General features: G+C 57.8%; 31 protein-coding genes and 2 tRNA genes. 9 read left to right on the plus strand and 24 right to left on the minus strand.

Annotated elements, in window-relative coordinates; translation table 11 throughout:
* Positions 1-84 precede the first annotated feature (84 nt).
* Together MF6396_RS04815 and MF6396_RS04820 are read right to left on the minus strand one after the other, a co-directional pair.
* Entirely contained in the window at positions 85-918 is an 834-nt protein-coding gene (locus MF6396_RS04815; protein WP_078479813.1) for a hypothetical protein, read from the minus strand.
* Positions 919-1,104, minus strand: a complete 186-nt coding sequence (locus tag MF6396_RS04820) for a hypothetical protein (RefSeq protein ID WP_078479814.1) — start codon at positions 1,102-1,104, stop codon at positions 919-921. It abuts the gene before it with no gap.
* Positions 1,105-1,291: 187 nt separating this feature from the next.
* Between MF6396_RS04820 and MF6396_RS04825 the strand changes: the two genes are divergently transcribed.
* Entirely contained in the window at positions 1,292-1,708 is a 417-nt protein-coding gene (locus tag MF6396_RS04825; RefSeq protein ID WP_078479815.1) for a hypothetical protein, read from the plus strand.
* A 57-nt stretch (positions 1,709-1,765) separates the two neighbouring features.
* Here MF6396_RS04825 and MF6396_RS04830 read toward each other — a convergent pair whose 3' ends face one another.
* From MF6396_RS04830 to MF6396_RS04840, 3 genes are all read right to left on the minus strand, one after another.
* Complete coding sequence (locus MF6396_RS04830) at positions 1,766-3,145, minus strand: NAD(P)-binding domain-containing protein (RefSeq protein ID WP_078479816.1); 1,380 nt, start codon at positions 3,143-3,145, stop codon at positions 1,766-1,768.
* Positions 3,146-3,523: 378 nt separating this feature from the next.
* A complete protein-coding gene (locus MF6396_RS04835; RefSeq protein WP_054915940.1) occupies positions 3,524-4,342 on the minus strand; it encodes an AraC family transcriptional regulator in 819 nt (272 codons plus the stop codon).
* Between the two features lie 46 nt (positions 4,343-4,388).
* Positions 4,389-5,006 (minus strand): LysE family translocator, encoded by a 618-nt coding sequence (locus tag MF6396_RS04840; protein WP_043859804.1) that lies wholly within the window; start codon positions 5,004-5,006, stop codon positions 4,389-4,391.
* 450 nt (positions 5,007-5,456) lie between these two features.
* On the opposite strand from MF6396_RS04840, the gene MF6396_RS28390 reads away from it, so the two are divergent.
* On the plus strand, positions 5,457-5,753 hold the full coding sequence (locus MF6396_RS28390; RefSeq protein WP_153046062.1) for a DUF3077 domain-containing protein: 297 nt from the start codon (positions 5,457-5,459) through the stop codon (positions 5,751-5,753).
* Between the two features lie 68 nt (positions 5,754-5,821).
* Entirely contained in the window at positions 5,822-6,175 is a 354-nt protein-coding gene (locus MF6396_RS04850; protein ID WP_177346317.1) for a hypothetical protein, read from the plus strand.
* A 143-nt stretch (positions 6,176-6,318) separates the two neighbouring features.
* Here MF6396_RS04850 and MF6396_RS04855 read toward each other — a convergent pair whose 3' ends face one another.
* On the minus strand, positions 6,319-6,816 hold the full coding sequence (locus tag MF6396_RS04855) for an SMI1/KNR4 family protein (protein ID WP_043859806.1): 498 nt from the start codon (positions 6,814-6,816) through the stop codon (positions 6,319-6,321).
* Between the two features lie 181 nt (positions 6,817-6,997).
* Here MF6396_RS04855 and MF6396_RS04860 point away from each other — a divergent pair, with 181 nt between their 5' ends.
* Positions 6,998-7,825 carry a DUF2314 domain-containing protein gene (locus MF6396_RS04860; protein ID WP_078479817.1) on the plus strand — a complete coding sequence of 276 codons (828 nt, stop codon included), beginning with the start codon at positions 6,998-7,000 and terminating at the stop codon, positions 7,823-7,825.
* A gap of 313 nt (positions 7,826-8,138) precedes the next feature.
* Here the strand turns inward: MF6396_RS04860 and MF6396_RS04865 are convergent, their stop codons facing one another.
* On the minus strand, positions 8,139-8,426 hold the full coding sequence (locus MF6396_RS04865; protein WP_078479818.1) for a HigA family addiction module antitoxin: 288 nt from the start codon (positions 8,424-8,426) through the stop codon (positions 8,139-8,141).
* 12 nt (positions 8,427-8,438) lie between these two features.
* Positions 8,439-8,717, minus strand: a complete 279-nt coding sequence (locus MF6396_RS04870) for a type II toxin-antitoxin system RelE/ParE family toxin (protein WP_078479819.1) — start codon at positions 8,715-8,717, stop codon at positions 8,439-8,441.
* 934 nt (positions 8,718-9,651) lie between these two features.
* Here MF6396_RS04870 and MF6396_RS04875 point away from each other — a divergent pair.
* From MF6396_RS04875 to MF6396_RS04880, 3 genes are read left to right on the plus strand one after another with little or no spacing between them, the layout of a single operon-like run.
* Positions 9,652-10,893: a hypothetical protein gene (locus MF6396_RS04875; protein ID WP_078479820.1), complete on the plus strand. Its 1,242-nt coding sequence runs from the start codon at positions 9,652-9,654 to the stop codon at positions 10,891-10,893.
* Positions 10,886-11,407, plus strand: a complete 522-nt coding sequence (locus MF6396_RS28395; RefSeq protein ID WP_153046063.1) for a hypothetical protein — start codon at positions 10,886-10,888, stop codon at positions 11,405-11,407. Before MF6396_RS04875 ends, MF6396_RS28395 begins: the two co-directional genes overlap by 8 nt.
* A 29-nt stretch (positions 11,408-11,436) precedes the next feature.
* Positions 11,437-13,380: an AAA family ATPase gene (locus MF6396_RS04880; protein ID WP_238596413.1), complete on the plus strand. Its 1,944-nt coding sequence runs from the start codon at positions 11,437-11,439 to the stop codon at positions 13,378-13,380.
* 174 nt (positions 13,381-13,554) lie between these two features.
* On the opposite strand, the gene MF6396_RS04885 is transcribed toward MF6396_RS04880, so the two are convergent.
* From MF6396_RS04885 to MF6396_RS04925, 8 genes are all read right to left on the minus strand, one after another.
* A complete protein-coding gene (locus MF6396_RS04885) occupies positions 13,555-13,830 on the minus strand; it encodes a hypothetical protein (RefSeq protein ID WP_078479822.1) in 276 nt (91 codons plus the stop codon).
* A complete protein-coding gene (locus MF6396_RS04890) occupies positions 13,827-14,807 on the minus strand; it encodes an integrase domain-containing protein (RefSeq protein ID WP_078479823.1) in 981 nt (326 codons plus the stop codon). The genes MF6396_RS04885 and MF6396_RS04890 overlap by 4 nt, the downstream gene beginning before the upstream one ends.
* 572 nt (positions 14,808-15,379) lie before the next feature.
* Positions 15,380-15,640 (minus strand): DUF3077 domain-containing protein, encoded by a 261-nt coding sequence (locus tag MF6396_RS04900; RefSeq protein WP_078479824.1) that lies wholly within the window; start codon positions 15,638-15,640, stop codon positions 15,380-15,382.
* A 328-nt stretch (positions 15,641-15,968) separates the two neighbouring features.
* A tRNA-Thr gene (locus tag MF6396_RS04905) sits at positions 15,969-16,044 on the minus strand.
* 95 nt (positions 16,045-16,139) lie between these two features.
* Positions 16,140-16,403, minus strand: coding sequence for a hypothetical protein (locus MF6396_RS04910; RefSeq protein ID WP_054915796.1), 264 nt, complete (start codon positions 16,401-16,403; stop codon positions 16,140-16,142).
* A gap of 38 nt (positions 16,404-16,441) precedes the next feature.
* Entirely contained in the window at positions 16,442-16,822 is a 381-nt protein-coding gene (locus tag MF6396_RS04915) for a hypothetical protein (RefSeq protein WP_043862226.1), read from the minus strand.
* Between the two features lie 17 nt (positions 16,823-16,839).
* Positions 16,840-17,046, minus strand: a complete 207-nt coding sequence (locus tag MF6396_RS04920; RefSeq protein WP_043862225.1) for a helix-turn-helix domain-containing protein — start codon at positions 17,044-17,046, stop codon at positions 16,840-16,842.
* 9 nt (positions 17,047-17,055) lie between these two features.
* Complete coding sequence (locus MF6396_RS04925; protein WP_043862224.1) at positions 17,056-17,634, minus strand: hypothetical protein; 579 nt, start codon at positions 17,632-17,634, stop codon at positions 17,056-17,058.
* A gap of 521 nt (positions 17,635-18,155) precedes the next feature.
* On the opposite strand from MF6396_RS04925, the gene MF6396_RS04930 reads away from it, so the two are divergent.
* Both MF6396_RS04930 and mdtI read left to right on the plus strand, forming a co-directional pair.
* Positions 18,156-18,515 carry a multidrug/spermidine efflux SMR transporter subunit MdtJ gene (locus tag MF6396_RS04930; RefSeq protein WP_043862223.1) on the plus strand — a complete coding sequence of 120 codons (360 nt, stop codon included), beginning with the start codon at positions 18,156-18,158 and terminating at the stop codon, positions 18,513-18,515.
* A complete protein-coding gene (gene mdtI, locus MF6396_RS04935) occupies positions 18,509-18,838 on the plus strand; it encodes a multidrug/spermidine efflux SMR transporter subunit MdtI (RefSeq protein WP_043862222.1) in 330 nt (109 codons plus the stop codon). Before MF6396_RS04930 ends, mdtI begins: the two co-directional genes overlap by 7 nt.
* Before the next feature lie 227 nt (positions 18,839-19,065).
* On the opposite strand, the gene MF6396_RS04940 is transcribed toward mdtI, so the two are convergent.
* The 8 genes from MF6396_RS04940 to MF6396_RS04975 form a co-directional block, all read right to left on the minus strand.
* Positions 19,066-20,274, minus strand: coding sequence for a methyltransferase (locus MF6396_RS04940; protein WP_078479825.1), 1,209 nt, complete (start codon positions 20,272-20,274; stop codon positions 19,066-19,068).
* The gene (locus MF6396_RS04945; protein ID WP_043862220.1) at positions 20,255-20,944 is read right to left on the minus strand and encodes an ABC transporter permease; all 690 of its coding nucleotides are present in this window, start codon (positions 20,942-20,944) and stop codon (positions 20,255-20,257) included. The genes MF6396_RS04940 and MF6396_RS04945 overlap by 20 nt, the downstream gene beginning before the upstream one ends.
* Positions 20,941-21,636 (minus strand): ABC transporter permease, encoded by a 696-nt coding sequence (locus MF6396_RS04950; RefSeq protein ID WP_043862219.1) that lies wholly within the window; start codon positions 21,634-21,636, stop codon positions 20,941-20,943. The genes MF6396_RS04945 and MF6396_RS04950 overlap by 4 nt, the downstream gene beginning before the upstream one ends.
* Before the next feature lie 55 nt (positions 21,637-21,691).
* Complete coding sequence (locus tag MF6396_RS04955) at positions 21,692-22,453, minus strand: ABC transporter substrate-binding protein (RefSeq protein WP_078479826.1); 762 nt, start codon at positions 22,451-22,453, stop codon at positions 21,692-21,694.
* A gap of 13 nt (positions 22,454-22,466) precedes the next feature.
* Positions 22,467-23,240, minus strand: coding sequence for an ABC transporter ATP-binding protein (locus MF6396_RS04960; protein ID WP_054915791.1), 774 nt, complete (start codon positions 23,238-23,240; stop codon positions 22,467-22,469).
* 313 nt (positions 23,241-23,553) lie between these two features.
* Positions 23,554-23,988, minus strand: coding sequence for a hypothetical protein (locus MF6396_RS04965; RefSeq protein WP_043862216.1), 435 nt, complete (start codon positions 23,986-23,988; stop codon positions 23,554-23,556).
* Positions 23,989-24,087: 99 nt separating this feature from the next.
* Complete coding sequence (locus tag MF6396_RS04970; RefSeq protein WP_054915790.1) at positions 24,088-24,498, minus strand: hypothetical protein; 411 nt, start codon at positions 24,496-24,498, stop codon at positions 24,088-24,090.
* A 116-nt stretch (positions 24,499-24,614) separates the two neighbouring features.
* A tRNA-Phe gene (locus MF6396_RS04975) sits at positions 24,615-24,690 on the minus strand.
* Between the last annotated feature and the right edge of the window lie 19 nt (positions 24,691-24,709).

Below are 24,709 nucleotides of genomic sequence, written 5' to 3' on the forward strand. Positions count from 1 at the left end.
GTCCATGGGGGCCGGGGCAGGGGGCGGATGATACGTGAGCGCCACGGGCGACGGAACGGGGCTGTACCACCGAGAACGTATTGATCAGGGCAGCCAGTGACAAGCCTTGCCCTGTGCTGCGGGTGGCTTGCGAAATTTCTCCCAGATGTCTTTTTCGAATTTGGAGACGGAAACCAGGTTCTTCTGCGACAGTACGATGGAAAAGCCAATGTGTTTGTCGACGCCTTTCATCTGTTCGACTACGTCATCGTAGTAAGTGGTGAATTTAAGCTCCAGGGTATCTTTGTCTCGATAGCCGCTACTGACCGGCACAATCGCGAAATCCTCATCCACTCCCTTGGTTTCATCGGGGGCGCCCACCGATGAAACTCTGCCGACATACACTTTGCGGTCTTCCATCGAGAACATGTATTGCGCATCGCGATCTTGCATCGATGACAGCAGCTGTTTGGTAAAAAGCCCGTTGGGTACGTTTTCGTAGAGGATATAGGCGCGGGCCTGGTCAGCGTTCAGGTTGAACCGCCGCATTACCAGCTTGACCTCCAATGAGGAAAGCAGGCTGGCGAGATAGAACGCGATGATCGACGCTTGGCCGAAGAACACCCATGCCGATACCGAGCCTTCAGCAAGAATCCTGTTTCGTATGAGAAAAGCCTTGAGGTACTTGATGTAATCAAGATTGAAACTCCACTCGACGCCGCTGCCAGGCAGTGAGATGGAAAAGTAGGCATGTTTGCTGAGGAAGATCAGGGCAAGGCTGACGGCACAGGCGAGGAGAAAAATGTAAAGCCCCAGTTTGGCAACCAGCAGATAAAGGAGCTGACCCTGGTACTTGTTGATGGTGGCCTGTCGGTAGAAACTGCCGTTGCAGTAGATATAGCCACAGACCAGGATAGGCAGAATCAGAAACAGGCCCATTCAGGCGGTCTTCAGTATTTTCTTGACCGATTCGCGAGCGGACATGAATTTTTCGTCGTTCACGATTTCATCAGGATCGACGCTGATCAAACCGTTGAGGCTAACGCGTAGGGTCTTCAGCGAGCGAATCGAGTCAGCGAGTTGTTTTTCGCGCTCGGTGCGTTTTGAGAACAGCAAGCCAAACATGCAGACCTCCTTTGTGTGGCGCCCCTGGTGATGCCGCGAGGGGCGGCGATCATCGCCGATGCCCTTATAGATAGCAAGGTTCGGGCGGTCCTGCCAGTGATGCCTGCGGGCTGGGGGCAGACTGCGGCAAGGGGCCCAGGTAGGCCGTGGCTTTTATCATTGTTTCAGGCATTTTCAGGAGTGATCCATGGCACGTCGATACTGCTGCGTGAGTCGCTGGCTTTGCTGCGCCGCGCTGCCCGTGCTACTGCTGCAAGGCTGCATGCCGCGCTCGGTGATCGTGCACGACGGGCTCGACACCACGGTCGTCGATCAGCACACCCGGCAGCCACTGGCCGGGGTGAGCATTCTTGATGCAGGGGTGGTGGTGGCCCGCAGCGACGCGCAGGGGAGGGTACAACTGGCGCCCAGGCGCACCCTCAAGCTGGAGCCGCTGATGGGCGAGGCGAACGTGATGCTCAACCTGCTGGCCTGCAAGGACGGCTATGCGCCGCACCCGGTGGCCGAACGCCGTGGCTGGAATGCCGACTACGGGCCCAGCCAGGTGCATCGCGAGGTCATCGGCCTGCAGCGGGGGAAAACCGGTTACCAGTGCCCGCAGTAGAGGCCGCGCCGGCAAGGGCCGGTCTTGTGGGGGCACCGGTTTCGGGCGTCGGCGGGGCTACCCGCGCAGTGCCTTCACTTCGCCCTTCTTGCCGTCCGTTTCGCGCAGGTACTCCTCCAGCGAATCGTCCATCGCCTTCAGCCACCGCGTATGGTGCGGCACCGCTGCCGTGCCGGTGATCACCGAACGGTACGACTTGTCGCGATAGCCCATGATGTCGCTCTTCTTGTCGCTCTTCCACTTGAGGAAGATGCGGTTCACGGCATCGATATCGAAGCTGGGGTAGTCGGTCTGCGCGATCAGGTGCTTGATGTAGCGGCCCTGGAATTCGTACATCGAGGCGGTGGTGTCCAGGGCCTCTTCATCGGCGCGCCAGCGGGCACTGTCGGCCTGCATGTCGGCCTTGGCCGGCAGCTTGATGCGCCCCAGCATGTAGTCGCGGGCGAACCAGGCCTGGGCGTCGAACAGGTTGAAGCTGTACCACAGGTCCTGCATGCCCAGGTAGATCAACTGCGGGTTCTGCTCCCACACCACGCCCTGGTACAGGCCGGTTGGCCACAGGCGGTTGTTGGTCTTGAGGGTCAGTTCGTCGGGCAGGAACGGGAAGTGATGCTGGTAGCCGGTGCACAGGATGATCGCATCCACGCGCTTGTTCGAGCCGTCGGCGAAGAACGCCAGGTTGCCCTCGACACGCACCAGCTGCGGGCGCTCCTCCCAGCCCTTGGGCCATTTGTAGCCCATCGGCTGGGTGCGGTAGGCCGTGGTGATCGAGCGCGCGCCGTACTTGTAGCACTGCGAGCCGATGTCTTCGGCCGAGTAGCTGCTGCCGACGATGAGCAGGTCCTGGCCCTTGAACTCCATCGCCTCGCGAAAGTCGTGGGCGTGCAGGATGCGCCCGGCGAAGCGCTCGAACCCTTCGAATTCCGGTACGTGCGGCGTAGAGAAGTGCCCGCTGGCGACCACCACGTAATCGAACACCTGCTCGATGCCCTGCCCGGCGCTGTAGTCGTAGGCGCTGACGGTGAACTCGCGGGTGGTTTCATCGAAGCTGACGTTCTTGACCGCGGTGTTGAAGCGGATGTAGTCGCGCACCCCGGCCTTTTTCACGCGGCCCTGGATGTAGTCCCACAGCACTTCGCGCGGCGGGTACGAGGAGATCGGCCGGCCGAAGTGTTCGTCGAAGCTGTAGTCGGCGAATTCAAGGCATTCCTTGGGGCCGTTGGACCACAGGTAGCGGTACATGCTGCCGTGCACCGGTTCGCCGTGCTGGTCGAGGCCGGTGCGCCAGGTGTAGTTCCACATGCCGCCCCAGTCGGCCTGCTTTTCGAAGCAGACGATTTCGGGCATGGGGGCGCCCTGGGCATGGGCGGATTGGAAGGCACGCAGTTGCGCAAGGCCGGACGGGCCGGCACCGATGATGGCTACACGAAGAGTCATAGAGATTCCTGAACAGTTGAACGCTGAAAAAATGCAAAGGCTCCCCAACCCCGAGCGGCAAAAGCCGAGGGTGGTGGAATTCAGGCGCTACGGTGCAGGTGGAGGGACGGGACGCTTGCGCATCTGGGCCAGCAGGATGTTGCCTGGCGGAATCGACAGTGCGTGGAACAGGGTCGAGAGCGGGGAAGGGGTGACGGTGTTCGGCCCGTAGCCATCAGCGCAGGGCGCAAAATGGGGGCCTGAAGGGCGAAAGATGCGTGTGATCTCGTTCATGGGGGGCTGGAATGGCCTCTTTTCGTTATGGTTTCCTTTTTATCTATAACGGATGGGGGTGGGGATATCAAGGTCGGCGACCCCACCACCCGACAGTGCGCAAACTCAATCAAGGCGCCCGAGCAGGGGTTTGCACCAGCGCGAGGGCGTGATGCCGTAGGCGTTCTTGAAGTGCCTGGACATATGGCTCTGGTCGAAGAAACCGGCCTCTACGGCTGCGTCCGCCAGGCACTGACCGGCGAACACCGAGGCCTTGAAGCGGTCGAGGCGGCGCAGGGTCAGGTAGCGGTGGGGGCTGGTGCCGAAGTAGGCGCGAAAGTCCTTGGACAGGCTCCAGCGGTCGCGGTTGGCGCAGGCGGCCAGGTCATCCAGGGTGATGGGCTGCTCCAGGCTGTCATCCATGTACTCGCGGGCACGCCGGGCGGCGGCGTAGTCGTGGGCCTGCCTTGATGCCGGGCGCCCGCACACGGCCTGCAGCGCGCTTACCAGGCCCAGCAGCGCGTCGTCCTCTTCGAGCGGGTCTAGCCTGTCGTCCATGCTCGCGAGCATCGCGTGGGTGGCGGCCGCCAGGCGCGGGTCGCGGGAGATGCCGCCCTTGAGAAACGGCAACGGCTGGCCCCCGAGCACCTCCTGCACCAGCGCCGGGGTGAGGTAGAGCATGCGATAGCGAAACCCCGACGCCGAGCCCGCATGCCCGTCGTGCACCTCGTCCGGGTGCAGCACCAGGATCTCCCCCGGCAGGCTGTGCCGGCTGGCGCCGCGGTAGCTGAAGCTCTGCACCCCGGCCAGGGTGCGGCCGATGGCATAGGTATCGTGGCGGTGCGGGTCGAAACCGTGGGCGCTGAAGAAGGCCTCCAGGCGTTCGACCCTGGGGGACGGTGGGGCGTGTTTCACCCAGTCTTGCGGTGACGGTAGATCGAGCATTCTGCTCACCTTTCGAGCGATAGAGTCAGGCCGGCGACAACACAGGTTACAGCGTGCCGGCGTTTGCCTGAATGTGAATGTAGAAATCATGGAACATGAAGGCGGCGCACACGGCCAGGGCGATGCCCATCAGGCGGTTGAACAGGTTGAAGTACACCTCTTTGCTGATGCGCTTGCCCAGCACGGCGCCCAGCAAGGCGTAGAGGCCCGGCGCGCCGGCAGCGCCCAGGGCTATTAGCGCCGACACGGCGGCGATGCTGGCGCCGCTGAGGTGCGCGGCGGGGAACATCACGCTGGTGATCGGCAGCACCACCATCATGCCCTTGGGGTTGAGGGCCTGGATCAGAAAGCCGTTCCAGAAGGTCAGCGCCTTGGCGGGGGCATCGGACGATTGGGTGAGCTGGACCCTGGCGGTGTAGACCTTGAAGGCCAGGTAGCTGGTGTAGAGCCCGCCGGCCAGGGCGAGGTAGGGCAGCGCGGCCTTGGAGATGATGGCTTCGCCGGTGTAGCCGAACAGGATGAACAGCACGAACATTGCGCCGCCCACGCCGACGAAGAAGCCTGCGGTGCGGCGGAACTGGCCTGTAAGGCCGGCGTTCAGGCCCATCACGTTCACCGGGCCGGGGCTGTACATCACGCTGAAGGCGTAGAGAAAGATTTCCATTGTGTCCCCTGCGAGTGTGGGTAGGTGGTGTGCAGGTGACGTTAAACGGCCAGCCTTTGGCTGGCTTGTACGTTTGTGGGTGCCACCCTGCAGGAGCCGGCATTGCCGGCGAAGAGGCCGTCCACTGCGGCGTAGGGCTGCGTTTACACACGCTTGGCCAGACACGTCTGAAGGACTGTAATATGCGGACAGATTTTGCGTGGGCGGTGCGCCTTGCTGGGGTTCAGGCAGGCCGTTAGGCTCCTGCGGTCGCTGAGCATCAGCGATCGGGTTTGGTCGCCCGTTGACAAAAAATCACGCTTCGGCGCCGCCTATGGCGGTTGTACGCGGGAGGCCTCGTGCCTGCCGGGTTTTGATCTTTTTGTCCCGGTCGACCAACTCGCGTACAGCTGCCACCCAACTTGCTTGGTCGCGAGCAGTGGCAGCTTCACTCCACAAAAAGTGATCGCCATGAAAAAAATCGTTCCTGATCCGCCGACTGCTCTGCTGGGTGAGCCCAGCGTTGATCCTCGTATCGAACACTCGCCATTCTTCCTGGTACGCGCAGACATACCCGAAGAAGACGCCCTGATGCATGCCTCGCTGTTGCTCAGAGGCATCTTCGACACCCTCCAGAAAGCCTGTTTGCACCCCGAGGACTCCACCAGCAAAGTTCTGCTGTGGGTCTCGTTGCATTCGACGGAATTAGCCAAGGTGCTGGTGGATGCGGTGCTCGACGGCATGGGCAATCGCAAGGCCACTGCGTAGAGGAAGCGACAGGGGCCGACCTGTTCAGCCCCTGTTGTGACAGACTTTCCGATCATGCACGGAGCGCAATGCCGATGATCCCATTTGAAACCCAATCCACCTCACCCGACGGCCGCTATCGCATCGAGGCTGCGCCGTGGGAAGCCGGCAACTCGCACTGGGTGTATCCGCCACGGATTATCGATGCCGTGTCGGGTGCCTGCCTGTTCGAGTTCCAGGACCCGCGCTGGTCCCTGGACCGCGCGGCATGGTTGAGTGATACGCAGGTCGAGCTGATGTTGCGCAAGTATCCAGGGCAACTTACAGGGCATGGGTTACGGGTGAGGGTTGATTGCGCGGGGCGTGTCGCGAGGTGCGGTGAGGGTGCAGGTGTTGAATTGGCTGACCTTGAGACTGCACTCGAGCGCCATGCTTGTGGGTAACTGAAAAACCATCGGCTACCAGCGATTCGAAGTGCAGGGCCCGGTCAAGCCAAGGCCGGACGTTGGGTATTTATTGATGACGACCGGGATTTCGTTGTTCGGGCGAGTACCCGGCGTGGGTGCGCCTGGGTATTCGTTTCATGTCAGGGCTGTACACGGCTGTCGAACGGTTCGAAGTCGCGCTCGGTGAACGCTTCGGTCAGCACATTCGAACTGCACAGCCATTCGATCGCTTCCACCAGCCCGTTACCCGCGACGAGGGCGGCTTCACTGTGACGTGGCAGCACATAGATGCGCTCCGGGTCGCTGGGGTGAATGATGAGTTCGTCGCCGTCGTAGGTGTCGCCAATGATGATGCACTGCAAGGCCTTTTCCTTGGGCATCAGCTCCTTGTCGTCGTCCCAGAACCAGTACTGGTTGATGCGCTCAACCCACTGGGCCTGGCTGTTTTCGCCGTGCAGCAGTTGATGGGGCGGGTAGATGCGCACGTACACGCCGCCAAGAATGCCTTCGCCGAACTGCGTGACGTACTCGCGGTAGCCAGTGGGGAAGCGGGTCCCCAGCACAGCTTGTGCCTGGTCCACTTCGGCGTCTGTGGACAGCACCAGCGGGCTGCCGGTAACAGTGATGTTTTCAAACATTGGGCCTGTCCTTTTGCGTGGTATCCAAGGGTGCAGGTTTTTAGCGTAACGGGGGCTTGGGGGCAAGGCTGCCACGTTCACTGGATCAGGTTATCCTGCTCCCGTTTTTCAAGTGGCGGCACAGGCCGCAAGTGCTCTGGCTTGAGCATTTCAGTGAACCAGGCGATGGAACGATTTACCTATGACCGAACAGATCATCTACGGTGTTGAAGGCGAAAGCGACGAGTTCAAGGCCGCCGTGGCCAGTGCTCAGGCGACGTTCAAGTACTTCTGGCGAGAGCTGTCGTGGGAGGCACGCAGGATCGTGAAGGGCCTGGACATGGCTGCTGTGAAAATGTCCTTCCCCATCGAGAGCGACGACCCCGAGGTACCCAGCGTCGAGAACATGTGGGTGAGCGAGATCGAGTTCGATGGGCAGTCCATCACCGGCGTGCTGATGAATGAGCCAAGCTGGGCCACCTCGTTCAAGGCCTGGGAGCCTGTGACGCTGCCGTTGGCCTTGCTGAACGACTGGATGTATGTGCGCCAGGGCCATGTATACGGCGGCTTCACCGTCGATGCGATACGCGCGGCCATGCCCGAAGACGAGCGCCTGGAGCACGATGAGGCCTGGGGTATGGATTTCGGTGAGCCGGGTTTGGTCGAAGTCGTCCCGGCTGCAGAAGGTCAGCAGCCTTGGCTGCTCTCCCGTACGTTGAACCGTGCTCAAGACCAGCAGACGCTGGCGGTGCTGGAATGCACCGAGCACCCGATGGCCTTGAACATGCGCGACAAGATCGAGGAGGGCGTGAGCGCACAGCCGCAGGTGGCCCGAGACCCGGATGACGAGGGATGGCTGATGCTGCACCGCGAGGTGCTGGCGGGCAATTACACGGTGGTGGATGCGCTGTTGCGTCATGGCGCTGACCCGTTGCTGCCCAACGGCAACGGCCAGACTTCGCTGGCGTTGGCAGGCATTGCCGGTTGGCCGCGGATTCTGGCGTTGCTTGAAGGGCAGAGCGCCCACTAGCGTGGGGTGCCATTCGCCAGCAAGGCTGGCTCCTACCGACGGCGTGGTCCTTTGTAGGAGCCGGCCTTGCCGGCGAAGAGGCCCGCCAACTCGCGTACAGCTGCCACCCCATGAGCGATACGTAGGTCGAGCTGATGTTGGGAAAGTATCCAGGGCATCTGACAGGGGAAGGGTTACGGGTGAGGGTTGATTGCGCGGGGCGTGTCGCGAGATGCGGCGAGGGGGCAGGTGTTGAGTTGGCTGACCTTGAGCGTGCGCTCGAGCGCCATGCTTGTGGATAACTGAAAAACCATCGTCGTCGGCTTTTTCAGTATCACGCGATAGACGTAAAGCGCTCGATCACAGGTTGTTCGCGATGCTCGGCCTGCCACAGATCCCAGTCAGCCTGAATGGCCAGCCAGGTTCGAGCCTTGCCGATGCCGGCCCGCTCAAGCCGGACGGCGAGGTCCGGGCTGACAGGTGCATGGCCGTGAAGGATTCGAGACAGTGTTTCTCTGGCGTAACCGAGCCGACGTGCAAACTCGGCCACCTTGATATCCAGGGCGGGCAACACATCTTCGCGCAAGGTTTCGCCTGGGTGCGGGGGGGTGAACATGGCCATTTGGGAAACTCCTCAGTGGTAGTCGAGGTAATCAACCAGTTCAACGTCTGTGCCGTCGAATCGGAAAATTACCCTCCAGTTTCCGCTGATGGTCACTGACCAATACAAGGTCAAGTCGCCTTTGAGCGGGTGGAGCCTCCAACCGGGCATGTCGATGTCGCCCGCACAGGTTGCGCGATCCAGAAATGGAAGCAGGCGCGCAAGCCGCTTGGCATGGTCGGCCCGGATCCCTCGAGTCGAGCCGGTTTCGTAAAACGCCTTGGGGCCTTTGTGTTGAAAGCTCTTTATCATCGATAAAGTGTGATGCATTACATCACACTCTACAATCGCCCTGCAATATCAAGGCACAAAGAGAAATTCGCTTCAATTTGGGCTCCGGTTCAGGACGACTACCCAGTAGCCGTGCACGAGAGAGGCTGCGGCCCATGGGTGAGCTGCGCCGACGTGCCTGAAATGGCCTGTGCCGGTGATACGGTTGAGCAGCGCTTTTCGGTGCGGTAGATGCCCTGGGGTCGGCGCTTTCCTTTTTATGTCGATGAGCGCATTGCCATACCGCAAGCATCGCTGACGGCACCCAGCCAGCCGGTGGTTCGCCTGCCAGCTTTGACGGAGGCCAAAACTACACTGTGTATCGAACCGTCGGTGACTTCAGAAACACTGGAAGCTGTCTTTGCAATCTTGTGATGGTGCGGCACCAGGAGTCGAAAAACTCAATAACGATATGACTATAAAAAACTTTAAGTCTTTCTTGAGTAAGCTCTATCTCTAAAAATATCCTTAAGCATGCACACACTAGTTTCAGGTAAGGGGGAGTCAATCTAATAGGTGAGAGATTCCCCGCGACTTCCATGTGGGCTGTCGCATCTCAGGCAGGGACCATATGCACCGGCAGCAGACGAACAGAAACTATCATGCGCGGCGAGCCGGTACTATGGCCTGAACTTGTCTTGCACAAAAGACAGTAAGATTTCATTGGCATTACGTTGACGCGTACATCATTAGCGCGGTAGTGCGTCTGGTTGGATATGTTAAGCCGGAAAAATCTCTTCTGAAGATTGATGCGAAACCAAGCAGTGCGTGGTCACACGCTGCCATTCGTCATAAAACGCGGGTGGCACGAAAATTGTCTTGATGGCCAATCGACATCGTTCCTGTTTCTGAGTAGAGTAACAACCTGCCGCTTCCCACCTTGACCTCGCAATGCTAGTAATGGAATACGGGCCGTATGACGCAGCACATTATTGATCGCGACGCATCCGACAAAACCAAAGGTTTTCGACTGCAAAAGATTCGAGCTATAAAGCATATGCTCGATGAAATTGAAAACCCCAAAAATGTTATGTTCTATGCGTCGATTGAAGTTCAGGAAGACGTATCTATTTTTAAAATTGGCGATGAAGAAACATCTACATACCTTGAAGAAGATAAGAATTATGATGAAAATAAGAATTTTACCTTGTTTTCTGATTCTGTTCTAAATACATTGGTCAGTTTTTCGGATATATACTTTTCTAAGTGGCAGGAAAGTGAAGGGCTTGTATTCGGCTTTTATACTACCGCAGGTATCGGGAAAGAACGCAAGACTACACTTAAAAATGAAGTGAAAGTGACACTTCCTAGCGACCCTGTTTTAGAGCTTCTTAGAGATAAAAAGGAATTGTCTGATGCAACGCTTAGTACTATCAAGTCTGCTTTGCTAGAAGAGTATGAGGAACAATACAAGGATTTACCAGGTAAAGGGAATCTTGAAAATATAAAATCTCTTTCTCCAGCTGATCTTTCCAAGTTTTTGTCTCGTATTCAGTGGTTTTTTGGTCAGGAAGATGAAAAAACTCTAAAAGACAGCGTTATTGAACTTATTAGAAACAGTTCGCTGCAGAATATCCAGACCGAGAAGAAGGAGGAGATAGTATTTTCACTCCTGATGGAGCGTTTGGATGAGCGTCAAAATCTTCCCAATTTAGTTGATAGATTTGTCTATCGTTCAGATGTCAAGTTAGTATTCAAAGAGGTTGAATCAGAGCCACTTGACTACAATACTGACCCTGCTTGGATTGAATTGAAGAAGCAGCAGGCTAAGATCTCTGACAAAAGGAATTTAGAGGAAAAAATTCGAGCGGTCTGCTTGGACTATGATGCTCAAAAGGTTGGTCGGTACGCACGGATGGCAAGCTTGTCTAAGCACGAAGAAAGCGAAAGTAACAGAAGTTTTAAATCTCTGAAGTATAGAGTCTTTGAAGCGTGCGATCAATACTACAGCGAAGAGCCATTAATTGAAGCTGCGGTCAGTATTGATGAAATCAAACCTGTGATTCATGCGATTAAGGCGATAGCCGAGGTAAATATCAAGGAGCTAAAGAGTGATTACAAGTACTCGGCTTCAAATGGTGTGACCATTGAGCGAATAATTTATAATTTATACGACGAATGTTTCGCCTCTTTTGATAAAGGGGTGAGCAATGATTGATGCGGTAAAGAAAAGAATTATGTTTGCTACGGTGGATGATTTCTATTTCCTAACCTATGCAATTCTAATCACTCTCGACGCTTCCGGATGTAAAAAAGGGAGATTTTTAAAAGACTATAGAAAGCTTGGATTTCTTATCGAGTTTACCACTGATGAGCGACTATTAAAAATTCTGGAGCATCCAGTAGATAAGCGTCTTAGTCGTCTTGATACTGAACATCTTTTCAAAAGCTATACGAATGGGCTTGGTCGTCGAAGCGAAGTTCTAAAGATACTTTTTCGGCTTGAAAAATCGGGATTGGTGATTTTGAGGAAGGGGGACACTCATTCATTAGTTGATGTGTCTCTTTCAAACGATGTGCCCGCTGAGTTTTTTGATAAGTCGATTTTTGCTCAGGAATATTCAAATGTAGGTAGGCTGGCTTTGGCTGTAAAGCAGCTCACGCGACTGACTTTGAGTACTACACTTAGTAAAATGTATGAGGTTAGGGGGATCAAAACTTGGGATATTTAAGGATAAACAAACTAAACTATAGTGGTAATTTGTACCACTATGAGTCCCCGGTATTTGACCAAGATATTATTCTCATAGAGGGCGACAACGGAACGGGGAAAACGACTTTTTGTAACCTGATTTATTATGCTTTGGGCGGCAGGGTTACAGAATTTTTGAGAGATGAGAAGGAACGACACAAAGAAATTACTGGTGATAAAGATAACTTTGTTGAGCTGTATGTTAGTATCAGTGGTGAAAGCTATCAGATTGTTCGTTTTATAGATGATGGTGATGTAACTATAACTCCCTATAAAGTTGTGCGTCCAGATCTGCGTGATGATGGCGTGGAATGTGAGGAGGGAGGTGAGTTTAGGGTTGAATTGGACGTTAAATCGTTAAAGATTCTTCCGGTGAATCGGTCGCAATCCAATCCAGAAACTTTTTCAGACTGGCTCCTTGGGAGGCTGGGGATATCTGTCGTTGATATCTATCAGGGTATCGGGTCATTTAAGATAAACTCTGCAGATTTGTTTCGGCTGATTTACATGGATCAGCGTTCCGATACAAAGCAAATTTATAAAAGGCCAGATAAAAAAGATAACTATGTATCTGACTCGATGGTTCTTCGTCGCGCAATATTTGAGTTGCTTGTGGGGAAGTCGTTTTCTGAGTACTATGACGCGATTATTAATACTAAGCTTCTTGAGAAGCAGAAAAATGTTGCCAATGGACTTTTGCAAGAATACAAGAGACTTGCCAGCGAGTTAAGTGGAAGCGATGCACCACGTAATATAACATTTTTGGCCTCTGAGCTTACAGAAAAAGAGCAGCAGCTAGAGAAGCTGCATGGTGCGAGGTTGCAGTTTAAGAGGAATCGCTCTGTCGATTCTGCTCTTGAGTCTACCATTGCTAGCACTAAAGAAACGCTCATAAGGAAGCAACTTGAGCTTAGCGAAAGCAAGGAAGAATTAGTTTATCTGCTGGATGAGAAGTATAAGCTTGCGGTGATAAGGGAAAATGCGATCAGAGAAATAGATCAAGTTTCAAAAATTATCCACTCCCATGACCAGCTAAACTTATTTTCGTCTGATAGTTGTCCTTATTGTTTAAATAAGGTTGATCGAACTGCGGGCCATTGCGTGTGCGGTTCTGAGATCGATGAGGTTCAGTATGAGCGATTTTCGTACACATCTTTTGAATATAAGAATATTCTTAAGTCAAAGATGAAGTCGTTTGAAACCATAGGCTTGGCAATTACGGATTGCAATTCTGATATTCTAGATGTTAAACGGAAAATTTCCGAATTTGAAGCTGAATTACCTTTGTTGATCAAAAATCTACACACCCAGCTTTCGGGTATAGATGAGCCTATAGATCTTGAGACAATTAACAGCATAGACGATAAAATTCTAGATCTACGAGAAGATCTGAGTAGGCTTCATCAGCTCATAGATATTGAATCAAGGCTAAATGGATTTCAAAAAGATTTTGATGACAAAAGGGCTGCGTACCAAAAGTCGGAACTTGGGCTTAAGCGCCTTGATGCTCAAGTCAAAATAGATATTAGTGAAAAGGTTACTTGCTTTAGTGATATTTACAAGAAGCTAATGACAGAGACCTTGGCTGAATGTAGAACCGCGAGAATCAATAGTGATACTTATTTGCCTGTGCTTGATGAGGGTGAATATAAGGAACATAGCTCCGGCGTCTCAATGCGCCTTATGTATTACTTGACACTATTGCAGATGTCTCTGAATGATACTTCAATGCCTTTCCCAAGATTTTTACTCATTGATACGCCGGAAACTGCGGGGATTGAACTCGACAAGCTTAGAACCTGCCTTGGCAAAATAGAAGAAATAAAAAAAGATGCAAGCATTGATTTCCAAGTTATACTGACCACTGGTCTGCAAAAGTACCCGCCTGAGTTGGAAAAATATAGAGTTATGTATTTTCCTGATAAGTCTCAAGCATTATTGAAATTACGTTGAGGATGTAAGCGTGTTTAGCGGTCCTTAGTGGCCGCTGAAGCTCCTATTTCTATTGTTCTCAAAAGTTTTAATGAGGATGCATCTATCTATGCAACTTCTGCTAGCTTTTTTCTACAAGTTTTCTAGCGCCGCTGGAGTGTAAAAATCTTCATTAAAACTAGGATAGGCTTCTAGTTATATATTGAACGCCCAAGGCTTTCCAAGCCGCCGAGTGAGTAGCCGGACTGTGAGTAGGTAGTAATACTGAGTATTCTTAGTGAGCTGATTTGTGCGATTCTCGAGAAACCAAATCACATGCTTCCTCTGCCAGGCCCAAGGCGTCGATCTCTGCCAGCGCTCTGCAATTTCAGCTTGGATCAGCGTCGCCTGCCGCAAATGGCGTTGCCGTGTCGCATGCGACCCGGTTAGCACGCCAGCCAAGAACAACTCCATATCGAACGGCTTGCTCATGTCCGTTCTCCAATGTAGGCCGCAACCACATCGATCCGACCGTGCCCCAGTTCATAGCTGATTTGTCTCCGGGCCTCACGATCAAGGCTCCTGTCTACCAGGTAACATTGGCCGCCGTTGATAGGTGCACGGTACTTGGTGATTTGCTCGTAGCGCTGACATGCATACGCCGCTCGTAGCTCATGGAAGCCTTTAAGGTTGTGTGCATGCAGGATGTCCCGCGCAGGGCGGATGATTTCTTGTAGAAGACATAAGTAGCTTTCGTGTGGCGCAATCAGGTTGCGGCTACCAGCCGGCGACACCTGCAGCGCAAACCCAAGCGCATAACTAATCCGGTCATCCATGGTAATCCAACGTGGCGCCGAAGCGCCGGCGCGGCCACCTTGGGTGCCTTCCTGGATGTTGATCTTTCCCAGGTCGTCGGCCTCCCGGCATAGCCGTGGCAGGTCCGCAAGGATTGCCTCGCGCAATCGCATGCCGGTGGCTCGCGCCAACAGAACGATCGCGGCGGCCCGCAGTCGATGTTGGCTGCAAAGCGCATCGACGATCTGCTTAACCTGTTCGCGGTCTTGGCCCTGCGGCACTGATTGGCGAATCCCGGTGCGCTGCATACCCAACGCCTTGCTCGGGCTGGGCAATTTCACGTACTGATCACCGCGAAGCGCCGCCATAGTCCTGTTGACGCTGGACAGCAGGTTTTGGGCGGTGCTTACGGCGAGATCGCCGCGCCCAACCAAGCCACGCAGATACGTCGCATAGTCGGTCAACACCTTCCGATCAATCTGCCGCGCATCATTGAAATCGGGGCCCTGATCGGAGCGGCACCACTTCACGAATGCCTGCCACCGATCGCAGTGTGCCTTCACCGTGCCGTAGTGGCCGCCGCCGAACATGTCTTTCAACGCCTGCGGTCCTGCATAGCTCAATTGCCTGCCGTAACCGAAATTGCGGCCATCGCGTTTACCCACCAATGCCATGTCGGCCACCTCATTTTCCGATCTCCGATCCTCGCCCCACGTCATCCCGCCAAGGATGTTGAGTGTTATCAGGAATCAAGGCCCCTGCGACCTGTGGGGAATGTCCTCTACGCGGGACTGGCGGCTCCTTACGTCCGGGAGCAAGGGCGTCTCATGATCTGTCCTCCTAAACACCGTTACCGGTGGGCGGGTGGAGGCAGCACTGGCTGACGAGACCAGCGCCTGAAGATCCTGAGCCGGGTGAACGCAGCAATGCCATGACCGGGGCATGCCTGACTGTCAGTCAGGTGCAGTCCATTCCCTGGTCTGCGGTACCATCATCTGCATGGCTGTTGCTGGTGACATCGGCGATTGTCGCGCCGATTGTCATGAGGGGGACTGGCCGCAAAGCCATATACGATCGGGGCTGCAGAAGTGTGAGCGCCCGTCTCTTCCCGAAGAAAAGAGACGGGTACAAGCAAGTGGCTAAGCGGTTGGTTTGCTATCAACGCTTGCAGCCCGGTTTGGATGGGCCGCGTGAACAATCGGATCATTCAGATTGAAGGCATAGGCTTTACTAAGTTGCGCCAGCCCTAGGCGCCCAATGCAACCAGCACATCATCGACCACAGCCTTACTCATCTCTTGCAAGTAATGCGAAGCCCAGGCATGTCGGCCTGTATCGCGCTCTTGCGTGGCATCCTCGGCCAGTCGCTTGGCCAGGTGCAACAGGTCGGAAACGTGGGCCAATGCCTCGTTGATCGGTACGCCGGCATTAACCCGAAACAACGCCTGCTCGCCCTGGCCGGCAAAGGTCGTAAGGCCGGGAGTAGTGAGGGTATGAAGGTCAGGCATGGGCACCTCCGGGGAGGTGTGGGGTGCGAATCTGCATTGGCTAGCTCCTTGACTACACAAAAGAAGCGCCTGCACTGGTTGGTAGGCGCTGTCGCACCTTGACTGATTCGGGTTCCTACGCCCGGCCGATGATTTGGCAGCGGCGCTGGAAGGTTAGCCGGGAGGGTAAGTGGGGGCAACCGCTGGTGGGTTAAAGCTGTAAAGAGATGTGATTGGAGAGGGCAAGCGGGGCGGGAGATAGGCGCTGGTCCCTTGCGTTGATAGCAGCAGAAAGTAATCACCCAAAAACAACAAAGCCCTCGCATTTCTGCGAGGGCTTCGTCTTATATGGTGCCGGCACCAGGAGTCGAACCCGGGACCTACTGATTACAAGTCAGTTGCTCTACCAACTGAGCTATACCGGCATAGGGGCGCTATTATAGCGATCGGTTTGGTTCTGTAAACCACTTCCGCTCAATCTTGCGCAAGGCCACGGTTCACGTGGCCTGCAGCCCTTCTACTACCACCCGCGATGCAGGCTTTCGGCCGTCGGTTCGGCCTTGGCCGGGTCGAACAGCATCGGCTTCTGTTCATGGCAGCCACGCTTGCCGCATTTCACGTAGCGATGCGGCTGGGCCGGCAGGCCGTTGTCGCCCAGCACCTGCATCTGCGGCATGTCCCAGCCCGCAAGGCTGTCGCCGCGGCTGGCGTGCCCACCGGCACAGCCACCCAGCAGCAGGGCAAAGGCCACCAGGGCGATGGTGTTGAAGGTGTTCATGGTCATGTGTGTTTTCCCGATTGCATCATGCGGCCCGCAAGCCGTCAGTCCTTGTTCAATATCCGGTGAATCGTGCCGCCACAACCCTGGTAGCACTGGTCGTACTCGCGCCCGCAATCACTCGACAGCCCCGCGCTGTAGGGGTAGCTCGGGTAGTAGCAACTGCGCCTCGCATCCTTCTTGCTCTTGCCCTGCTGGCAGTACTGGTAACTGCGCATCTCGGACTGGTACAGGGCCTGGTTGGCGTTGTCCTGCATGCGTGCCAGTTGCCCGCAGTAGTTGCGCTGCTGCGAGCACGCGCTGATGCACTGCATGCCGTGCTGGCTCGGCGGTGGCGAATAGCGATAGGTGTAGCTCGGCCCACAGCCGCCCAGCAGGCCGGCGGCCAGCAGCAGCGCTGCGCGCCAGTGAAAGGTGATGCTCACGAGAGGGTGTTCCTTGTTCAGTCCTCGCTGAATTCCAGCAGGTCTCCCGGCTGGCACTTCAGCGCGCGACACAGCTTCTCCAGGGTCTCGATCTTGAAACCCTTGATCTTGCCGTTCTTCAGCAACGATAAGTTAGCTTCGGTAATGCCAATAATCTCGGCCAGGTCCTTGGAACGGATCTTGTTCCGGGCCATCACGACGTCGAGCCTGATGATTATCGGCATGGGGCTAGGCTAGACATAACAGTTGTGTTCATCGCTGATGGTCTTGGCGTCACGCATGAGGAGGGAGAAGGCACACAGCAATATGCCCTTCATGATCTCGTAAACCGCCGCGGATGATACACCGATCCCCACGCTGAAGCTCCTTTCGCCTGGCGGCAGGTCGATGCAGAAGGCCAGGCCCTGCAAGGTGGCGATCACCGGCCACAGCAACGGCAGGCCGATGCACAGCAGGCCCACCCACCACAGCAGCTTGATGTTGGAGGCCGTCCACGTCTGCCCGCGTGACAGGCGGATGAAGAACAGGCCGGTGAGGTACAGGGCCAGTACCGACAGGCTGGCCGGGATCATGTCCAGGGTGATGACCAGTGCCTGGGCCAGGACGCTGGGCTGGAAGCCCGGCGCCACCAGCAGGGGCATCTGGTCGGCGAAGCTTTGCAGGTAGGCGGCCAGCACGTCGTGCCGGTCGAAAAGCCAGAACCAGGCATTGCAGCCAAATTCGGCTAGCGCCGTACCCCACGCCAGCAACGCCGCAAAGGCACCGATTGCACGCAGACGCGAGCGTGCGTAGGCCACTGTTTTGCTGTTCATGGTTTTTCCTTGGTCTGGTTTGAACGGGGCGGATTATTGAGCAAAAATTATCGCAGTACAATAATTAATTGATGTGAGATGAGGTGGTGTGGCGATTTGACTCGCAGGGGGGGCGGGGTCAGCGTTGCGGCCTTCGCGGGTCAAGCCCGCTCCCACAGGGATCGCCGCCAACCTTGTGGGAGCGGGCTTGACCCGCGATTGGGCCTTACAGGCTACGCCAGATTTGGGAATTATAATTTACGGGCCTTGCAGCCAGCTTTCAGGGGCTTTCACCAAATAACGAATAATCCGCAGCAAAATTCATTAGTCATTCTCTATCGATTTGACTTCCACAATGCCCTCAGCTAATTTGTTGTGCATTATGTTGAACACTAAAGCGTTGCCGCTCCTCACCTCCCGCCTGGTTTCCCGTGAACGTCACTGGACCGGCGACCTCTAGCGCCACCCTCCCAAACCCCGGCTTTTTTGCTGACGCCGCCGTCAGCCCCTCGCGTTTTTCGTAATGCCCATGGGAGGGCACCATGCGTTCCTGGATCTATCTGTTCATCGCCATCGTGGCCGAAGTGATCGGTACCACGTCGATGAAATTCGCCGCCGATCATTCGCCGATTCTCGGTCACGCCCTCATGTACGCCATGATCGGCCTGTCCTACGGCTTTCTCGCGCTCGCCGTGAAGCGCGTGCCGCTGGGTGTGGCCTACGCCCTGTGGGAAGGCATCGGCATCGTGCTGATCACCGTGGTCAGCGTCACCTGGCTAGGTGAAAGCATCGGCCTGCTCAAGGCCCTGGGCCTGGGCGTGATGATCGCGGGTATCCTGCTGATCAAGTCCGGTACCCGCAGCGCCCGCCGTGAAACCACCGGGGAGGCCCTGCCATGCTGAGCCTGCAAGTGATCCCCTTTGCCTGGCTGGCACTGGCCATCGTGCTCGAAGTGCTCGCCAACCTGCTGCTCAAGTACTCCGACGGCCTGCGCAAGCGCTGGGTCGCGGCGGCGTCGATCGTCTGCGTGCTGGCTGCCTTCACGGCGCTGGCCCAGGCGGTCAAGGACATCCCCCTGTCGATGGCCTACGCCATCTGGGGCGGCTTCGGCATTCTTGCCACCGTGGCCATGGGCTGGGCCCTGTTCGGTCAGCGCCTGGCCGGCCGCGGCTGGCTTGGCCTGCTGCTTCTGCTGGGCGGCATGGGCCTGCTGAAACTGGCCTGATCGCAGCCCTTAGAGCCATTCGCGAAAATGCTTATGCACAAGCTGCATGCCAACTCGGCGCGTAGTGCATCGCCAGTGGCCAGCCCGTTCGTCTTTGCGCAAATGGCTGTTTTTGCTCAGGTTTAGAAGGTGAACAAAAAATGACCAGCTGTCGCCAGCCCTTGTCGGGCGGCTTTTTCAGCGATTCATCAAAATGTTGCGCACAGACTTATCCACAGGTTTGCACGTCAACCGCGCTCTGCCAAAAGCATCAGATTCCGAGGCGTGAGAGGGTAGGGGCAGAAGCTGCCAAGGCGCACCTTGAAGCCCTGTTCGCCCAGGTACAGTGCGCGATCCAACACCAGCCATAGCTCCAGCGGGCGGCGGAACAGGTTGCGCACCTGTTCAAGGTTGCGCACCCGGGCCAGTCGCGCCCAGCCAGCCTGTTCCAGTGCCGCCCAGTCGGGCGCACCCGTTACCTGCAGCCCCTTGAGTTCGGCCAGGTCCTGGCAGTACTGGGCGAAGGGCTTGTGCAGCCAGTGGCTGGGCAGCGAAGGGGTGGGCAGGTAGCTGTCGCAGCCGCGTACCTCGCGCTGCAGCAGGTCGAAGCCCAGGCGCCGCGCCATCGACGCGTCACGCTGGCGGCGCACGCGGTTGCCGGCGGTGACGGTTTCGCTCAGCGGCAGGCCCAGGTCGTCGACCGACAGGCTCAACGTCGAAGCTTGAGCGGCTGTGGATAACGGTTGGTAGTGCGCTGCGCTGATACGGTTGTAGCAGCACGGCGCAATCGCCAGCTGACGGCAGCCGCCAGCGCTGGCCAGTTGCATCAGGCGCACGTGCAGGTCGCCGCAGGCATGCAGCGCAACGGCGGTGTGCTGGCTGCCCAGCTGGGTGGCGGCATCGGCGGCCATCACGTCCTGCAGGCGATGCTCCGCAGGCAAGCGGTGGTGCTGGCTGAGCTGTTCGCCGGCCAACACCAGCGCGGGGTCGTATTCCAGGCAGGTCAGTTGCTGCGCCGGGCCCAGCAGGCGCCGGCCCAGGTGCCCCTTGCCCGCACACCAGTCCAGCCAGTGCGTGGGCTGGCGGGCAAAATCAAGGCGCCCGGCAAAGGCCTCGATCTGCTGCCATTTGCGCCCTGGCACGTCCACGTTCAGGCGCGGGTTGGCAGGGGCCAGCTCGATTGTGGATAACTCGCCCACCGCCGACAGCGCCTGGCACTGTGCGGCCAGCTGTGGATAAGGCGCGGGGGCATGTTCAGGCGGGGTATCGGCCTCGCTCAGCGGCCGCTGGCGCAGCCAGTGGCTCAGGGCGGGGTGCTCGCGCTCCCACGGCAGGTGCAGCTGGGTAAACGGCCGCGGCCGCCACAGGCCCTGGTGCTCCAGCAAAAAGCTGTTAAGGGCCTGGAAGCGGCTATGCAGTGGCTCGCCCTGCAGTACCTCAGCGGCCCTGGCAGGCATCGACCCGCAACCAGCGCTCGAGCACCTTGAAGCCCTGCACCAACAGGAACGAGATCAGCAGGTAGAACAGGCCGGCGGCAAAGAAGATCTCCACCGGCAGGTAGGTGCGCGCGATGATCGTGCGTGCCATGCCGGTCAGTTCCAGCAGGGTCACGGTGCTGGCCAGGGCGCTGGCCTTGAGCATCAGGATCACTTCGTTGCTGTAGGCCGGCAGGCCGATGCGCGCCGCGCGCGGCAGCATGATGTAGAACAGCGCCTTGGCCCGGGACATGCCCAGCGCCCGCGCCGCCTCGATCTCCCCGCGCGGGATGGCCTGCAGCGCGCCTCGCAGGATCTCGGCGATGTAGGCGGCGGTGTGCAGGGTCATGGTCAGCACGGTGCACCAGAACGGATCGCGCAGGTACGGCCACAGGGCGCTGTTGCGCACGATCTCGAACTGCGCCATGCCGTAGTACACCAGAAACAGCTGCACCAGCAGCGGCGTGCCGCGGAAGAAGAAGATGTAGCCATACGGCAGCGCGCGCACATACCAGTGGCGCGAGGAGCGGGCGATACCCAGCGGGATGGCCAGGATCAGCCCGGCGATGACCGCGATGGCCACCAGCTCCAGGGTCAGGGTCGCGCCCTGGGCCAGGCGTGGCAGCCACTTGATGATCACTTCCCAGTTCATTGGTTGGCCCTCGCGAAGCCGCGTGCGGCGCGTTTTTCCAGGAAGTGCATGCCGATCATCGCAAGGATGGTCAGGCCCAGGTAGATGATTGCCGCCACCATGTAGAAGGTGAACGGCTGCTTGGTGACGGTCACGGCCACCTGCGAGTGGCGCATGATCTCTTCAAGGCCGATCACCGACACCAGCGCGGTGTCCTTCATCAGGATCATGAACAGGTTGCCCAGGCCGGGCAGGGCGATGCGCCACATCTGCGGCAGGATCAGCCGCGAGAAGATCCGCGCCTTGGACAGGCCCAGGGCCAGGCCCGCTTCGCGGTGGCCTTTGGGGATGGCCAGGATCGCGCCACGGAACACTTCGGTGGCATAGGCACCGAAGCACAGGCCCAGAGCGATCACGCCGGCAGCAAAGGCGCTCAGCTCAAGGCCGGGAATATTCAGGAGGTCGCCCAGCTTGCTCATCAGGCTGACGGTGCCGAAGTAGATCAGCAACACCCACAGCAGCTCGGGCACGCCGCGCACCAGGGTCGAGTAGAAACCGCCAAGCCACTGCAGCGGCTTGTACGGCGAGGTCTTGGCCAGGGCGCCGAGCAACCCCAGCACCAGCCCCAGGCACAGGGCCGACAGCGCCAGTTGCACGGTCATCAGGGTGCCAGCCGCCAGGGCCGGACCGAATCCGTAGAGATCAATATTCATGGGCAGGCTTGTTCAGGGACGGGCACCGCCGCAGGGGCGGTGCCGGTCGGGCGAATCAATAGATGCTGAAAGGGAAGTACTTGTCGTTGATCTTCTTGTAGGTGCCGTCGGCAACGATTTCCTTGAGGGCGGCGTTCAGCCTGTCGCGCAGCTGGGTGTCACCCTTGCGCACGGCAATGCCGACCTTGTCGCTCTCGTTGACCGGGTCGCCCTTGAACTCGTAGTTCTTGCCGGCATCGGACTTGAGCCAGTCGTAGTTGGCGTACTTGTCGGCCAGGATGGCGTCCAGGCGGCCGGAGGTCAGGTCCAGGTAGGCGTGTTCCTGGCCGTCGTACAGGTTGACCTTGAAGTCGCCGTCCATGCCGCCGTTGTCGTCCAGCCAGGTTGCGGCCTGGGTGGCGCGCTGGGTGCCGATGGTCTTGCCCTTGAGCGAGGCGCGGTCGGTCTTGAAGTCGACGTTTTTCGGGGCGATGAACTGCTGCTTGTTGGAGTAGTACGGGTCGGTGAAGTCAACGGCCTGCTTGCGCTCGTCGGTGATCGACAGCGACGAGATCAGGAAGTCGAATTTCTTGGCGTTCAGGGCCGGGATGATGCCGTCCCAGTCGGAGGTGACCACTTCGCATTCGACCTTCATCTTGGCGCACAGGGCGTCGCCGATGTCCTTGTCGAAGCCTACGACCTGGCCGCTGGCATCCTTGTTGTTGAAGGGCGGGTAGGCCGCTTCGATGCCCATTTTCAGCTTTTCGGCGGCCATGGCGTTGGCCGAGAACACCAGGGTGGCGGCAGCGGCCAGGAGGAATTTCTTGTAGTTCTGCATGCGTGTTGCTCCGTTAGCGGTTGCTGGACATGAATTGTTTACAACGCGCCGAGTTCGGGTTTTCGAAAACCTGCTGCGGCGATCCTTGCTCTTCCACCAGGCCCTGGTGCAGGAAGATGACTTCACTGGACACCTGCCGGGCGAAGCTCATTTCATGGGTAACCAGTAGCATGGTACGGCCTTCTTCGGCCAGCGCGCGGATCACGTTGAGCACTTCCTGGACCATTTCCGGGTCCAGCGCCGAGGTGGGCTCGTCGAACAGAATGACCTTGGGCTTCATCGCCAGGGTGCGCGCAATGGCGGCACGCTGCTGCTGGCCGCCGGAGAGTTCGGCCGGGTAGCTGTGGCGCTTGTTGTGGATGCCGACCTTGTCCAGCAGCGCCTCGGCGTGCTCGATGGCCTCGGCCTTGCTCTGGCCGAGCACCCGGCGCGGCGCCTCGATGATGTTGTCGAGCACGCTCATGTGCGGCCACAGGTTGAAGTTCTGGAACACGAAGCCGATCTCGCTGCGCAGGCGGTTGATCTGCCTGTTGTCGGCGGCGACCAGTTCGCCGTTCTTGCCGGCCTTGAGCCTGAGCTCTTCACCGGCGACCAGGATCTGGCCTTCGTGGGGGTTTTCCAGCAGGTTGATGCAGCGCAGCAAGGTGGACTTGCCGGAACCGGACGACCCCAGGATCGAAATCACGTCGCCGTCGCGGGCGGTCAGCGAAATGCCCTTGAGAATCTCCTGCGCGCCGTAGCGCTTGTGCAGGTTGCGGATTTCCAGCGCGGGCGTGGCCTGGGCCATGTGCGGTCCTCTTGAGTTCTGGTGCGTGCCTGCTGTTGTCGGCCTTCCTGGCGAGGCGCAACGCTAGCATAGCGCTCGAACGACAGCCAACAACGGCGGGCGGGGCGAAGGGCCTGTGGGCAGGTGGGTGTCGCATCGATGCAGCGGACTGTCGCGCGGATGACCGCGCGCCCCATTTCCACGGGCCGTAGCCGTGATGAAAAAAGGCGCGATGGTGCCAGTTTTGGCCGATGCTGGAAAGCCGTTTTTGACCGGTTGCACAGCATCCGGGGGTTTTGCCGGCCCTGGGCTGCGGCGCAGCCCGGGTCGTTGCTCAACCGAATTTCTTCTGCTTGGAGACGATCTCCGACGCCTGCACATAGGCGTCCTGGAACTCGTCGCTCTCCAGCCACTGCATCGCTTGGGCCTCTTCGGTGCCGTCCAGCCAGTGGCGGTAGGCGCAGAACACCTTGCAGATGTAGTCGGTGGAGTGTTCTTCCTTGTGCCCCTTGAGCACCAGGGCCAGCAGCGGGTCGACCAGGAACACGGCAATCATCGAGGCCAGGCCGGTGTCCTGGGCCTGTTTCATCTTTTCGAACAGCGCGGTGTAGCTGCCCGATTCCATGGCCTTGGTGAACACCTGCTCGACGCTGGCGCTGGCGCTCTCGCCGCTGCTCTTGACCGCCTGGCCGCTGCGTACCATGCGGTTCTCGCGGGCCTTGCTGGCGGCGCGCTTGGCGCGTTTTTGCTGTTTGCTGCTGGAAGCCATTGCGGGTAATCCTTGAAAGAAGGTGATGCGTGGCGCTATTGAACCTCACTCCCTCGGCAAACCCAAGCCTGTGTCGCCGCGTGCAGCAGGGGCGTGCCGCTAGGGCAGCCGCCCGCACAGCGCATTGCCTTCATAGCCGTGCATGATCGGCGCCAGGAACATGAACGGGCCGCAGGCATTGAGGTAGGGGTTCTTGTCGACGCTGTGGGTGGTGTACATCAGCACGCGCTCGTCGCCGAACCTGTCGTGGCCGAACGCGGCTTCGGTGTAGGTCGAGCACACCGGCAGCTTCAGCGGCACGGGCAGCACCACCAGCCACAGGCTGATGCCGCACCATTCCCGGGTGGCTTCGGAACGTTCGGTGCGGGTGATGTGCGGGGTGATATCACGGCCGAGCAGCTGGCGGTAGGTGTCGGTCTTTTCGACGCGGGTCTGGGGCGAGGCGGACTTGAAGCCGACGCAACCGTTCAGGCACACCAGCGCAAGCGCCGTCATCACAAGCCTTTTCATCCATGAACCCTGGTAGGCGCCGGCCTGGCCGGCGAAGGTGACGACCTGGCGAGCACCAAATCGCAGGCAATAAAAAACCCCAAGGAATCACTTCGCTTGGGGCTTTTCGGTATTAGTGGTGCCCAGAGACGGAATCGAACCGCCGACACGGGGATTTTCAATCCCCTGCTCTACCGACTGAGCTATCTGGGCAACGGGGCGCATTAAAAGC

This window comes from Pseudomonas sp. MF6396, from assembly GCF_002018915.1.
GTDB lineage: Bacteria > Pseudomonadota > Gammaproteobacteria > Pseudomonadales > Pseudomonadaceae > Aquipseudomonas > Aquipseudomonas palmensis.